The sequence below is a fragment of the Sulfurospirillum arsenophilum NBRC 109478 genome, assembly GCF_000813345.1.
GTDB classification, from domain to species: Bacteria; Campylobacterota; Campylobacteria; order Campylobacterales; family Sulfurospirillaceae; genus Sulfurospirillum; species Sulfurospirillum arsenophilum.
In genome coordinates, this window is the sequence record NZ_BBQF01000007.1 from 1 (window position 1) to 14,777 (window position 14,777).

The window sequence follows — 14,777 nt, forward strand, 5'->3', positions numbered from 1 at the left end:
AAGGAGGAAATGATGAAACGAATGAAACTAACGATGATATTGGCTTCCCTATCCCTTGTATGTTCCCTTAATCTCAATGCCTCTGAAGCTGAAAAAATTAATGCTATGGTTATGCTTAACATGGAAAATGGTTTGGCAAATATTCAAAAAGGTTTTTTATACAATAACATGAAACTCGTTCAAGAGGGTCTTGACCAAGTTGAAAAAGAAAATAGTACTTATGATAACCGCAATGCCATCAAAGCCTTTTTACCAGAAGGTAAAAAACAGATGGAAAATTTAGCGTTTATTAGCTCAAAGCGTATTGAAAATGCAGCTAAAGAGATGAAGTACTATTTGTCGGTTCAACAACCAAGAAAAGCATTTAATTCTTTTTCAGATATTGTTAATGCTTGTACAGATTGCCACACGTTAGTTCGTGGTTGGTAAGAAGTAGAAGAAAAAGAAAGTTAAAAACGCTAAGAGAAAATTCTCTTAGCGCTCTTCATAAGCTCCGATAGAAATGATTCTCTCATAACGCTTCATCATACGCTCTTCGTTACTGAGTTTATCAAGCTCTTCAAGTGATTTTAAAAAATAATCTCCAAGTGCTTTTGCTGCACTCTCTTTATCGCGGTGTGCACCAATAAGTGGCTCATCAATAATAGCATCAATAAGACCCAGTTGATGTAAATCTTCCGCCGTAATTTTCATCGCTTTTGTCGCATTTTCTTGTTTGCTTGGATCATTCCATAAAATGGCAGCACAACCTTCTGGAGAGATAACGGAAAAGACGGAGTAACGCATCATAGCAACACGATCACTCACACCAATCGCTAAAGCTCCACCGCTACCACCTTCGCCAATAACAACTGAGATACTTTTGGTATTAAGCTTACTTAGCTCAAAAAGGTTTTTAGCAATCGCCTCACTTTGACCGCGTTCTTCTGCTGCAATTCCAGGATATGCACCGGGAGTGTCGATTAAGAAAAGAATCGGAAGATCAAATTTTTCTGCCATTTTAGCAATACGAAGTGCTTTACGGTAACCTTCGGGATGAGGCATACCGAAATTGCGTTTGATTTTATTTTTAGTACCACGGCCTTTTTGCTCGCCAACAACAATGACTTTGCGCTCACCAATATAGCCGATATAAGAGACAATAGCAGCATCATCCGCAAAGTTACGATCACCATGAATTTCATAGCTATCATGCAAAAGAGCACGGATATAATCTAAGGCGTAAGGACGATCAGGATGACGTGCAAGTTGAAGCTTTTGGTATTCACTTAAATTTTTATAGGTTTTCGAAATCTCTTTAGAAAGTGTCTTATCTAAAATCTCAACAGCATGGCTATCGCCTTTGATTTTGGCGTTGGATATATCCTCATCAATCTGCTTAATTCCATTCTCAAAATCCAAATAAGTAGCCACTATAATTCCTTATACACGCTTAAAGATGACAGAGCCATTCGTTCCGCCAAAGCCAAACGAGTTACTCATGGTATATTCTGCTCTACATTTACGTGCCACATTAGGGATATAATCAAGATCACAATCAGGATCTGGATTCTCTAAATTGATTGTTGGAGGTAAAATCTCATCACGCATTGCCATCAAACAGACAACCGCTTCAATAGCGCCCGCGGCACCTAAACAGTGACCAATTTGCCCTTTAATAGAGCTAATTTGTGGGACATTCGCGCCAAAAACTTCTTTAATAGCTGCTGTTTCATTTTTATCGTTTGCCGGTGTACTAGTTCCATGTGCATTGATATAGTCAATTTTAGGACGTCCTGCCATCTCGTAAGCAGCCTTCATCGCACGAAGTGGACCGTCTAAACTTGGAGAAGTAATATGACTGGCATCACCACTCTCACCAAATCCAACTACTTCGCCATAGATGTGAGCCCCTCGAGCTACTGCATCCTCATAAAATTCTAAAACAAGTGAACCTGCACCTTCACCCATAATAAATCCATCACGCTCTGCATCAAACGGGCGAGAAGCCTTTTTAGGATCATCATTACGAGTAGAAAGTGCTTTCATCGCTGAAAAACCACCAATACCTGCTGCACAAATAGCCGCTTCTGCACCAACAACGAGCATCTTTTTAGCGCCACCTGTTAACATTGTTTTGGTTGCATCGCTGATGGCGTGCGTACCTGCTGCACATGCTGTAACAGATGAAAGGTTTGGTCCTTTTAAACCGTATTCAATCGAAACCATACCGCCAAGCATGTTGATGAGTGCTGATGGGATAAAGAAAGGAGAAATTTTACGAGGACCTGCACTGTTAACGATTACAGAATTTTTTTCAATGACCACTAAGCCACCAATACCCGAAGCAGAACTGACACCGAATGATTCAGCTTCATAGTCAGTATCAAATTTCGCGTCCGCCATTGCTTCTTTAGCCGCAGCAAGTCCTAGTTGAATAAAACGGTCTGCTTTTTTGACCTCTTTTGGATTCATAATGGTATTAGGATCAAAGTCGGTGATTTCGCCGGCAATGGTAACAGAATGCTCGGTTGTGTCAAACGAACTAATGCTTTTAATGCCACATTGACCTTCAACGATAGCTTTAAAAGAACTCTCTTTATCCAAACCTAATGAATTAATCATTCCTATACCAGTAACAACGACTCTTTTCAAATTTTTATCCTCTTTAGTGATCTTTTGTGGGAAGGGGAGAACCCGCTTTTTAGCGGGTTGCGTGTCATAAAATTATTTATGTGCTTCAATGTAAGACATAGCATCTTTTACAGTGACGATTTTTTCAGCGTCAGTGTCTGGAATTTCAATGTCAAATTTCTCCTCAAGAGCCATAACAAGTTCAACAACGTCCAAAGAATCTGCACCCAAATCTTCTACGAATTTTGAATCTTCTTTTACCTCGTCAGGATTTACATTTAATTGTTCAACAACAACCGCTTTTACATCATCAAATAGTGCCATTTAATAGCTCCTTTAAAAAATTTCCACTATTTTATCAAAAAAACCTTTAATTTGAATTTTATACATGTAAACTCCCGTTTACATGTACATTCCGCCATTGACCTTCAAAACTTCGCCTGTGATGTAACTTGCACTGTCACTGAGCAAGAAAGCAACAGACTCTGCAATGTCTTTAGGGCTTCCAAAACGTTTGAGTGGAATTTTTGACGTGTAGGATTCTTTAATCTCATCGCTTAATTTATCCGTCATCTCTGTAGCAATAAAACCTGGAGTCACTGCGTTAAAACGAACATCTCGCGCACTGCCTTCTTGTGCGAAACTTTTGGTCATCGCAATCAAACCACCTTTGCTCGCACTGTAATTGACTTGTCCAGCATTTCCTGTCTCGCCTACGATAGAAGCAATGTTTACCACACAGCCAAAACGTTTTTTACTCATCGCTTTAAGTGCTTCACGACACCCTATAAAAGCAGAAGTAAGGTTAATATCAATTACTGAGGTAAAGTCCTCTTTTTTCATGCGAATTGCTAATTTGTCATTGGTAATGCCTGCATTGTTCACTAAATAAGAGAGCTCGCCATCTGCATCAACGATGGTTTTAATACCTTCTATAAATGCCTCTTCATCCGCCACATCAAAACCAATAACCGCAGCCACGCCACCGTTTGCTTCAATCTCTGCTTTAATCGCGTCCGCTTGCTCAGGGCGTGAACGGTAATTAACCCATACTTTAAGACCATACCCTGCAAGTGTTAACGCTATCTCTTTACCGATTCCGCTGGCTGCACCTGTCACTAAAACATTTTTTCCACTAAATTTCATTATTGTTCCTTTATATCTTTAAATTGAATTTAAAACTGAACTAACGGTTTATCCATTTCGCTAGGAATTGGTAAACCCATCAGTTTTAACACCGTTGGTGCAATGTTGTTCAGTCCACCTTTTTGTACACTTTTAACACGTTCATCCATCACAAAACCATACACTTCAAATGTAGTGTGGTTGGTCAGCCTTGATCCTTCAACATCAAACATCTGTTCACAGTTACCATGATCGCTCGTAAGTACGATGGCATAGCCTAACGCTTTTGCTTTTTCAAACAATCTTCCAAGTTCTGTATCGACTGCTTCTACCGCGCAAATGGCCGCATCCAAACTTCCCGTATGTCCTACCATATCGCCATTGGCAAAATTAACGACGATAAAATCATACTGTTCATCCATCGCTTTAAGAACGGCATCCCCTACTTCAGGAGCACTCATCTGAGGCTGAAGATCATAGGTTTTGACTTTAGGGCTTGGCACGAGGAGTCTGGTTTCATTCACTTTTGGCTCTTCGACACCACCATTAAAGAAGAATGTCACGTGTGCATACTTCTCTGTCTCTGCAGTATGAAACTGCGTAAGGCCTGCGCTTGAAATGACATCGCACAGTGTATTTTGAGGCGTATCCGCTTTAAACATAATAGGGAAGGGATAACTGCTGTCATACTCGGTCATCGTAATACACTCTACCCCATTAAGGGTGCGTGCAAATTCATTAAATTCGCTAAATCCAATAGCACGGGAGAGTTCACGCATACGATCATTTCTAAAATTTGCAAAAATCACGCCATCATCGCTGTGCATGCCTACGTAAGGCTCAAAAGCCATTGGTTCAACAAATTCATCGGTGATGCCTTGATCATACATCCCCAGTAAATACTCTTTTACATGTAAAGCCGTCTTTGGCTTTGCATCGACCATAACACGATACCCTTCTTTCACTCGCTCCCAACGATTGTCACGATCCATACTAAAGAAACGCCCTGAAATAGAGGCAATGCTAATATTTTCATTGCAAATCGCTAAAAGTTGCTCTAAAAAAGTAATGCCCGATGTTGGAGAGACATCGCGCCCATCGGTAATCACATGCAAATAAACGTGTTTACCTTTTGCCTCAGCAATATGCGCAAGATCAATAATATGATCAATATGCGAATGCACCCCACCATCGCTGACAAGCCCTATAATATGAATCGCACCCTTTACATGTAAAAGCTGCGTTAAGGCTGGATTGGTGGCAAGAGAGCCATCTTTCGCCGCTAACGAGATTTTGACCAAGTTTTGGTACAAAATGCGACCACTTCCGATACACATGTGCCCGACTTCACTATTTCCCATCTGTTCTTCAGGAAGTCCTACGCTTAGTCCAGAAGTTGCTATAAGATTGTAAGGAACCTCTTTAAAAAGCTTATCGTAGGTTGGTTTATGTGCCATGGCAAAAGCATTAGCGGTTTGACTGATATTGTGCCCGATACCATCGGTGATAATAAGTAATGTTTTCGTAACGTGTGGTTTCAAAATCATACCCTTTGTTATAAGCTTATAAGCAATATCTTACTAAAATGTTGCTTTTATAAAAATATATCCCTAAACGCTGGAAACAACATTAATGTTATACGCTCTTTACAAACTCACCTCAATCAATCTTTTTCAATACATCACCGTTCGTGCAGGAATTGCCTTCTTTTTAGCCTTCGCCTTGACCATTTATTTGATGCCAAAGTTCATCAAATGGGCAAAATCACGCAATGCCAATCAACCTATTTATTCCCTAGCACCTCAAACGCATCAACAAAAATCTAAAACTCCAACCATGGGCGGCATCGTCTTTTTATGTGCTGCAACGCTTTCTATCTTAATGTGCGCCCGAATAAATAACCTTTTCGTTCTTTCAGCACTGGCGTGTATTTTGCTCTTTGGACTCATCGGGATGAAAGATGACCTCTCTAAAATTTTAGGTAAAAGCAATACAGCAGGGCTTACCCCACGTGCAAAACTAGGCTTTCAAATCATTGCTTCTTCTATTGTCGCACTTATTTTATACGTCGCCGTTGATTTGGATACCACTTTTTTCGTTCCTTTTTACAAATTTCCACTGTTTGATATGCATCTACTTGCCCTTGGCTTTTGGGTACTGGTTATGATTTCTGCGAGCAACGCAGTGAATTTGACCGATGGGCTTGATGGCCTGGCAACCGTTCCTGCCATTTTGTCTATTTTTTCACTTGCTGTTTTTGTTTATGTGGGCGGTAACGCCTTTTTAAGCAGCTACCTACTCCTTCCAAAAGTGGGTGGTAGTGGTGAAGTTGTGATTGTTGCAACGGCTGTTATGGGCTCACTTGTGGGCTTTTTATGGTTTAACTGCTACCCAGCAGAAATCTTTATGGGCGATAGCGGAAGCCTTAGCATTGGCGCGTTTATTGGCTATATGGCAATTATCTCTAAAAATGAAATTCTACTTCTTTTAATTGGTTTTGTATTTGTACTTGAAACGGTTTCGGTTATTTTACAAGTGGGAAGTTATAAAACGCGTAAAAAGCGCATCTTCCTTATGGCGCCGATCCACCACCACTTTGAGGTGAAGGGTTGGCCAGAAAACAAGATTATCGTGAGATTTTGGATTATTGCGCTCATGTCAAATCTTTTAGCACTTACGGCATTGAAACTCAGATGATAACACTTTTTGGACACGGAAAAACAACTAAAGCAATTGCAAAACGCTTCGCAGGTCAATGTCAAATTTTTGACGACGGCTTTGTCAATAACGATAAAGATGAATTTGGCAACCTTTTATTGCCTCCCTCAGCGTTCGACCCAACCACGAGCGATGTAGAGATCCCCAGTCCTGGTTTTCCAGCACATCATCCTTTGATTCAAAAAGCGCGCAATGTGGTCGGTGAATACGACTTCTTTAAAGAGCAAATGCCTTTTAGTATTTGGATCAGTGGAACCAATGGCAAAACCACCACAACGCAAATGTGTGAGTTCCTCCTTCAAAAACAAGGTGCTCAGGCAGGTGGCAACATTGGCACACCTTTAGCAGAACTCAGCGAAAAAGCACCGATTTGGATCTTAGAAACCAGCTCTTTTACGTTTCACTACACGAAAGTGACTGCTCCTGATATTTATCTACTGCTCCCTATCAAACCAGACCATTTAACATGGCATGGAAGTATGGAAGCATACATTGAAGCAAAACTTTCCCCACTTGAGCGTATGAGAGAAGGCAGTGTTGCCATCCTTCCAAAAGCGTATGCCAATGTCAAAACCCTAGCACACGTGATTGCATACGATACGGAAGAAGATTTAGCAGCACAAATGGGCATTGACATCACCAAAGTGAACTTTAAAACACCGTTTTTACTCGACGCCGTTCTTGCCATGAGCGCGCAAAAAGTTCTCTTAGACACCGTTGATTATGATCTTCTTAACACCTTTAAAATCGATCATTATAAAATTGAAGAATTTAGGGACAAACTAGGACGTCTTTGGGTGGATGACTCTAAAGGAACGAATGTTGATGCCACCATTGAAGCGCTCAAACGCTATAAAAATGACGAAATCCTCATTGTCCTAGGGGGTGATGACAAAGGTGTTGATCTTCAAGAGCTCTTTGATTTTATGAAGCCTTTACATGTAACCGTTTTTGCCATCGGTACAAACACGGAAAGACTTGCTACCTTTGCACAAAAAGAAGGTATTAAACTTCACAAATGTTTTGTGATTGAAGAGGCAATGAAACAAATTCATGCCGTGCATAACACCAAAAGTGTCGCCCTACTTTCTCCTGCAGCTGCAAGTTTAGACCAGTTTAAATCCTATGCCCACAGAGGAGATCGCTTTAAAGAGTTGGCACTCGCTTAGACATAAGCTAGTATTAAAGTTTTTTTTGTATAATTTCAGCTCTTCAAAGAGTGGCTGGATAGCTCAGTCGGTAGAGCAGGAGACTGAAAATCTCCGTGTCGGCGGTTCGATTCCGTCTCCAGCCACCACTTTTTATAAATCCCCATTTTTTATCTTACAAACATACTTCTTTTTAACATTTACTACTTTATTTATTTTATACTTTTTTTGACTAAAATTTGCAATTATCTGTATTATTAGAACTTTATATTTTCATGCTTCATTTCTACATTTCTTCAGACTTCTTTTTCTCTTTATTTTAGTATGCAACGCCTTTGCAACAATCCTAGCGTTATAATAGGTTTAAATTGCACTAAGGGGTGTTTATGCAAAGTTTATATCTTCAAGCATACGACTACGATTCCCGTTTTCGTATCCTAAAAGGTCGGAAAATATCACTTGTTGTTTCAGCACTTTTAGTAGGAACAACATTACTATATGCAGCACCAAGTGGCGGTGTCATCACAAGTGGTAGTGCTGCTATTTCACAAAGTGGTTCTATTACCAACATTGACCAATCAAGCCAAAAGGCATCTATCAATTGGACAACTTTTTCTATTGGTTCTACTGAAACGGTTAATTTCAATCAACCAAACAGTTCAGCCATTACCCTCAATCGTGTCATTGGAAATGAAAAAAGTATCATTAATGGCGCTTTAAATGCCAATGGGCAAGTTTGGATTTTAAACAGTAATGGTGTTTTGTTTGGTAAAAATGCTTCAGTTAATACTGCAGGTCTTTTAGCAACCACAAAATTTTTAAGTGATGCAGATTTTCAAAAAGGTAACTACACATTTAAAGGTGATAGCAAAGAGAGCATTATCAACCAAGGTAGCATAGATATTGCCAATAGCGGTTATGCTACATTGCTTGCTAATAATGTTTCCAATGAAGGAACCATCACGGCAGTCAAAGGCAAGATTGAACTGGTGGGTGCAAATGAAGTCTCCATCAATCTTAATGGCAACTCTTTGGTCAATCTCACTGTCAATAAAGGTATTTTAGACGCACTCGTTGAAAACAAAGGTGCACTGATTGCTAATGGAGGTGAAGTTTACCTTACAACCAATGCTGTCAATGAGCTCTTACGTGGTGTTGTAAACAATACCGGTGTTATTGAAGCTAAAACACTGGATGATGTTGCAGGAAAAATTACACTTTATGCACATGGTGGTATTGTTAATGCCGATGGTACACTTGATGCAAGTGCTACAACCTCTGGAAATGGTGGTTTTATTGAGACATCAGGTGAAACTGTCAATATCGCAAAATCTTTACATGTAACAACACTTGCAGCACAAGGTAAAACAGGAAAATGGTTGATTGATCCTGTAAACTATACGATTGCAGCGAGTGGTGGTAACGAAACTGGTGCTGCCTTAGCAGGAAGATTAGCAGGCACAAATATTGAAATTCAAGCAGACAATACGATTACCGTTAATGATGCTATCACGTGGAGTGCTAATAAGCTCACCCTTAATTCTGGTGGCAATATTTATCTCAATGCCGATCTTACAGCAACAGGAGCCGCAACACTGGCATTTTACTATGGACAAGCTAGTGCAGATGGTGGAAGTAGCCGCTATACAGTGGCTGATGGTGTAAACATTTTAATCCCAACAGCCAGTGCTTTTACATGGAAGAAAGGCTCAGCGGGGACGCTTACAAATCTTATTTTAGATAATGGAAATCTTCGCTTTGGAAATGGAACAGAAGCCTCTATTAATGATACAGGCGCGCTACTTCAACCATGGTATTATGATAATGTAACCAATGGTAGAAATGGATGGTATAAACTCACTTATTCAAGCTATCCACTTGATTATGCAATTGGTATTGGAGGAGTAGCAACAGCAGGGTGGAATAATAATGGAACCATTGTTACAACAGGGGACTATGGAAATCCTTATGCTGATATTGCGCCCCTTGTAACGAATCAAAATCTTAATATTGCAGGTTATTATGAAAAAACTGGTTCGATTATTACTACAACAACAATGAATATTAGTGGTATCGGACCCATTACAGTTGAAGATAAATATACTTTATTACCTGATACAAGTTACCTTAAAGCTACCACCACATTGATCAACAATACAGGATCAAGCCAATCTAATATACGTTTATGGGTTGGAACAAGAGATGACTGGGTTGCGTTATCAGATGCAAATTATAAAACAAAAGGAAATATTACTTCAAATGGTTTTGAAACGATTACAAACCAAACAGATAGCTCTAATGCTATTATGATTTCAGAACAAACACTTACAAATGGAGCAGGTGCTGCAGTTTTATTTTATTCGACAACGGCAGGAACAAATACCGTTACTGATTGGTGCTGCTCTCTTGCGAATATTATTGACAAGAATCCAATAGATTCAGCTATTACTACGAATAGAGAAGATGGCTCTTATGGTATTTATTTGAATCTTGACACTATTAGTAATAGTCAAAGAGGCAGTGTTACATGGTATTATGCGGCAGGACCTATTGCAGCCATTTCCAACGTCGTTGAACAAGTGGGGCAATCTTCTGGTGCCTCAACACCAACACCTCTTCCATCAACACCTCTTCCATCAACACCGCCTTCTGTTATCTCAGCTATTGTCAATAACACAGCAGTAACACAGCCGCACGTTGACCTTCCACAACAACAGTCACATGTTGAAACGCCCTCCACGACACGTACACCACTTGCACAAGGTGGACACACTGTAGATGTCGTTTCTAGCCCAGAAGCGGGAGAAGCAACAACCTTGGTGACTATGGCAGAAATTCGCGAAATGCAAACATCTGGAGCTAGTGCAACAAGTGAAACACCTAGCAGTGGCACTACGCCTATTCGTGTTCCACTGATGAGAGGCTCTTTAATTGATATCGTTGATGGTGGTGTAAAACTTCCTACTGGCATAGAACAAGAATTTTATGTGCTTGATAATACAAAAAGATAAGGAAAATTAGATGGTTCATACACACACTAAACACCAAGTACTCGCTCTGTCTTTGATTGTTGCAAGTTCTCTTTTGGGAGTCGAAATGCCTAATATTGGCTCTGCATTAAAAAGCATAGAGTCATCAAAAGAGCCAACTAAAGAAGCTCCAGCAATTCCACAAATTGAAATTCCTGAAAAGAAAACTGAGAGTGTAGCACCGCCTACAAAAAGTATAGAAATACCACAAGCAATGCAGAAAGAACCCCGCATCCTCGTCAAAAGCTTTGAGTTTGTTGGTAATGAAGCGCTGAGTTCGTCAGAATTAAGAAGCGTCATCGCAGATATGGTCAACAAAGAATTAAGCGCTTCAGAGTTACTTGCCGTTGCCAATAAAATCACTGCGTACTATCAAAAAAAGGGTTTGTCTAAGGCTAAAGCATTTATCTATAAAAAAGATATTATCAATGGGACAGTGACCTTAACAATTCGAGCGAGAAACCATGAGAAAATAATGCAAGATCCCGATTTGCTGAAAGAAAACTCTATTTTGCAAAAACAAGAAGGTGTTCAAAAACAAGAAACGGTACAAACACCCCAAGCCATACAAACACTTTTTGTAAAAGCTTTTAAACTCAGTGGAAATAGTGCTCTCTCAGCCGAAGAACTACTTGCAGTTATAGCTGAAGAAGAAAACAAAAAACACACGTTTGCTTCTTTGGAGCAAACTGCTGCATTGATTACAAAGTATTATCGCACGAAAGGTTACTTTGTCGCGCGCGCGTATATTCCAAAACAATCACTTAAAGAGGGCACGGTAAAAATCAATGTCATAGAAGGTAACTATGGTGCGTTCAAGCTCAAAAACAGTTCTTTAGTCAATGATGAAACACTTCAAGGCATGCTTGATGATATTAAAGATGCCAACATTGTTAGTGTCAATACCCTAGAGCGAGCCATGCTCATTATCAACGATACTCCAGGTGCGCAAGTGGTTACCGCCGATGTTATGCCAGGTGAGAAAGTCGGTACCTCGGATTTTTTAATTCAAACAGCAGAGACAAAACCATACAGTGCCTATATTTTAGGAGATAATTACGGCTCTCGCTACACAGGAGAATACCGAACAAGCTTTGGACTCAGCGCCAATTCGCCATTAGGATACGGTGATAAACTGGGGCTAACAGGTATTGTCTCAACCGAAACCGATCTTAAAAATGGCAAACTCTACTACAATTTTCCACTTATGAGCAATGGACTTCGTGGTGAAATTAGCGCATCTAAAACCACGTACTCTCTAGCAGAGGAATATAAAAATCTTGATGCAGTGGGAAATGCGACCACACTGGAAGCTTCACTCATTTATCCACTCATTCGCACACGAGCAGAGACGCTGAATCTTACACTTGGTTATGCAAACAAGCATATGAAAGATGAACTAAGAAGCTCTTCAACACTGACTAAAAAAGAATCCAACTCTGTAAATCTAGGCGCTAACTACACTGAAAATAGCCTTTTTTTAGGGTTTGAAAGTAGCACCACAGCTTCGATTACTTTCACTTACGGCAATCTTAGCTTTAACAACGCTGATGCGCTGGCAACAGATCAAACAGGGCCTAAAACAGATGGAAATTATGGCAAAGTGATAGGAACGTTAGAGAAAAATATCGCTTTTGATCCAACCTACTCCATGATAGGTAGTTTTCGTTTTCAAAAAGCACTGGGAAATAAAAATTTAGATGGCTCGGAAGACTTTTCCTTAGGAGGAGCCTATGGCATTCGCGCGTTCCCCGATGGTGAACTAAGTGCTGAAAATGGCTATATCGTAGGTTTAGAGTTTTTCTATGCTTTACCAACATATGAAAATATCAGCTCAAAAGCCAGTATTTTCATCGACCAAGGCTATGCAAGAATGGAAAACCCAACAGGAGCAACCGATCCACGCAATCTCTCAGATATTGGGCTAGGTTATCAAGCCAATTACAAAGACTTTTTTGCCAAAGCGCAATTTGCTAGAGTTATGGGAGGCGCAAACGTGACAAGCGAACCAAATTATCAAAATAAAGTCCTTGTTCAAATCGGATGGGTATATTAATGAGTGGCCTATTTTTTATTTTACATGTAAGGAAAAATCCTTACATGTAAAACCACTTAAACTTTCTCAATGCGTACAGGTATCGCTTGTCTTGCGTTAGAACCGACCACAAAATCATCCAAATACGCCGTTTCTCCAAACCGTAATCTCGATTTTGACATGCAAATATCCAAAAGAAAAATGTCTGGTTTATGCTCAAAAAAAACAAGAGGATTGTGCATACCTTTCTTTATAAAAAAGGACTATGCTAACGCACATGTAAAGATTTTTAATGTTTGATGACACCTAAATCCACACAAGCAATATGTGTTGGTGAAGCTTTTGCACTTTTTTTCAATACGCCAAAGATTTCATTGAGTTCATTATCGTCCAGATCGTGTTGATAGCCAAAGCCATGGCAAATCACTGCCGCACTGACGGTCATCAAAGAGAATGGCTGAATCTGCCCATCGCGATTTTTAGCCATGATATAGCCAGAACTGAGCCCTTGTTCACAGTAAAAGCTTTTAATATCTTCCGAAAATTTATTGACAATCTCCCAAACAATGCCATACACTTTTTCAAAGGTATCGTCATCTTTCAAACTCCAACCTAAAAAAAAGTCATCGCCCCCAACATGCCCTACCAAACACTCATCAAATCCTACAGAGCTTTTAAGAATGTCTGCAAAAAGCGTTATGGCACGGTCGCCCTTGCGAAACCCATAGTAGTCATTGAAAGGTTTGAAGTTGTCAAAGTCGAAATATGCCATCATGACCTTCTCTTTACTATCCATTGCGTTCGCAACAAACTCGTTAATGATGCGGTTGCCCGAAAGCCCAGTGAGAGGATTTTGATCTTTGGCATCGACAATATTTTTTTCATTGACAATATCCAGCAACACTTTGGAGCTAAGATACCCCACGTATTTTTCATTTTCGGTAATCAAGATAGCATCGTTATCATCATCAAAGGCATAAATTTTCAAAATTTTCTCGATGGGATCATTGATGTCCGCACGTCCACAATGTGAAATGATATTTTTAAGGCTTCCTTGCGTTATATTTGAAAGCAACGCTTTGCCATAATTGGAGTAGATATACGCTTTTATATCGCCGTCTTTGATAATACCAAGTGGCGTGAAGTCACGTGCAAGCACAGGGACAAAATGAGTTTTTTTATCGCTTTTAAGCACATCATATACCTCGTTAATATGTGAATCAACAAAGACGGTATGACTTTTTTGAAGGTATTTTTCAATGTTTGAGATTTTGCCACTTTTACGTTTATCATTTTGCGATACCAATTTGAGATGTTCATAACTTGAAACGATCTGCGTGACATCACACGTAGGCTTTTGAACAAAATAACCTTGCACCATATTGCAGCCAAGTTTTTTGCATTCAATGTATTCATCTTCACATTCAACACCTTCAGCAATCGTAAAAATACCCATAGCTTGGGCAATTTGAACGATGGAGCTGACAAAAAGCTTCTTCTTTTTACTCAGATGAATATCGCTGATAAAAAAGCGATCTATCTTGATGAAATTGGGGTCCGCATTAAAAAGCATCTGAAGCCCTGAAAATCCAACACCAAAGTCATCAATCGCCATCCTATAACCTTGTTGTTTATAAAGATTCAGTACCAGTTTATCGACTCCTGCATACATACCCACTTGGTGCTTTTCGGAGAGTTCAAAACAGATATTGGAAGTATCCATCTCATAGGTAGAAAGCAGTTCGCACGTGTAACCTGTCTTAAAATCGGGCATCATCGTGATGCGATTGTCAAGATTGTAAAAGAGTTTGATGTGTTTGGAAAAAGGAAGAAGCGAAAATTTATGAATCGCTTTTTCACGCAATATAACATCAATCGCATAGAGTGTTTTTTCACTGTATGCCGAATCAAAAATGCAGTCAATCGTTGTAAATCCAGCAGGTTCGTAATTGCGTATCAATGCTTCAACCGCGTAAAGTTTTCCAGTGTAAATATTGACAATAGGTTGAAAGGCAAAATCCGCCACTTCGATAAGTTTTTGCCATTTTTCGTTTAACATTGCGTATGATTCCTTCATTAAAGTTCTATAAGAACTTTTTACACGTCTTT

At 39.7% G+C, this 14,777-nt stretch carries 11 protein-coding genes and 1 tRNA gene; 6 read left to right on the plus strand and 6 right to left on the minus strand.

All coding sequences use genetic code 11. From position 1 onward, the window contains the following. Positions 1-12 precede the first annotated feature (12 nt). Positions 13-429, plus strand: coding sequence for a hypothetical protein (locus SAR02S_RS12745; RefSeq protein WP_156961484.1), 417 nt, complete (start codon positions 13-15; stop codon positions 427-429). 45 nt (positions 430-474) lie between these two features. Here SAR02S_RS12745 and accA read toward each other — a convergent pair whose 3' ends face one another. From accA to gpmI, 5 genes are all read right to left on the minus strand, one after another. Further along, entirely contained in the window at positions 475-1,413 is a 939-nt protein-coding gene (gene accA / locus SAR02S_RS12750; RefSeq protein WP_041960324.1) for an acetyl-CoA carboxylase carboxyl transferase subunit alpha, read from the minus strand. 9 nt (positions 1,414-1,422) lie between these two features. Further along, positions 1,423-2,634: a beta-ketoacyl-ACP synthase II gene (locus SAR02S_RS12755; RefSeq protein ID WP_041960325.1), complete on the minus strand. Its 1,212-nt coding sequence runs from the start codon at positions 2,632-2,634 to the stop codon at positions 1,423-1,425. A 72-nt stretch (positions 2,635-2,706) separates the two neighbouring features. Further along, positions 2,707-2,937: an acyl carrier protein gene (gene acpP / locus SAR02S_RS12760; protein WP_025345613.1), complete on the minus strand. Its 231-nt coding sequence runs from the start codon at positions 2,935-2,937 to the stop codon at positions 2,707-2,709. Positions 2,938-3,015: 78 nt separating this feature from the next. Further along, the gene (fabG, locus tag SAR02S_RS12765; RefSeq protein ID WP_041960327.1) at positions 3,016-3,759 is read right to left on the minus strand and encodes a 3-oxoacyl-ACP reductase FabG; all 744 of its coding nucleotides are present in this window, start codon (positions 3,757-3,759) and stop codon (positions 3,016-3,018) included. Between the two features lie 29 nt (positions 3,760-3,788). After that, positions 3,789-5,285, minus strand: a complete 1,497-nt coding sequence (gene gpmI / locus SAR02S_RS12770) for a 2,3-bisphosphoglycerate-independent phosphoglycerate mutase (RefSeq protein ID WP_041960329.1) — start codon at positions 5,283-5,285, stop codon at positions 3,789-3,791. Positions 5,286-5,370: 85 nt separating this feature from the next. Here gpmI and mraY point away from each other — a divergent pair, with 85 nt between their 5' ends. The 5 genes from mraY (at position 5,371) to SAR02S_RS12795 (ending at position 12,689) form a co-directional block, all read left to right on the plus strand. After that, positions 5,371-6,435, plus strand: a complete 1,065-nt coding sequence (gene mraY, locus SAR02S_RS12775) for a phospho-N-acetylmuramoyl-pentapeptide-transferase (protein ID WP_041960331.1) — start codon at positions 5,371-5,373, stop codon at positions 6,433-6,435. Further along, a complete protein-coding gene (gene murD / locus SAR02S_RS12780; RefSeq protein ID WP_041960333.1) occupies positions 6,432-7,625 on the plus strand; it encodes a UDP-N-acetylmuramoyl-L-alanine--D-glutamate ligase in 1,194 nt (397 codons plus the stop codon). Before mraY ends, murD begins: the two co-directional genes overlap by 4 nt. A 52-nt stretch (positions 7,626-7,677) precedes the next feature. Next, a tRNA-Phe gene (locus tag SAR02S_RS12785) sits at positions 7,678-7,753 on the plus strand. Between the two features lie 237 nt (positions 7,754-7,990). Beyond that, a complete protein-coding gene (locus SAR02S_RS13315) occupies positions 7,991-10,615 on the plus strand; it encodes a two-partner secretion domain-containing protein (RefSeq protein ID WP_052433645.1) in 2,625 nt (874 codons plus the stop codon). Positions 10,616-10,625: 10 nt separating this feature from the next. After that, positions 10,626-12,689, plus strand: a complete 2,064-nt coding sequence (locus SAR02S_RS12795; protein ID WP_084218522.1) for a POTRA domain-containing protein — start codon at positions 10,626-10,628, stop codon at positions 12,687-12,689. Between the two features lie 268 nt (positions 12,690-12,957). Here SAR02S_RS12795 and SAR02S_RS12800 read toward each other — a convergent pair whose 3' ends face one another. Continuing rightward, positions 12,958-14,727, minus strand: coding sequence for a GGDEF domain-containing protein (locus SAR02S_RS12800; RefSeq protein ID WP_041960335.1), 1,770 nt, complete (start codon positions 14,725-14,727; stop codon positions 12,958-12,960). Between the last annotated feature and the right edge of the window lie 50 nt (positions 14,728-14,777).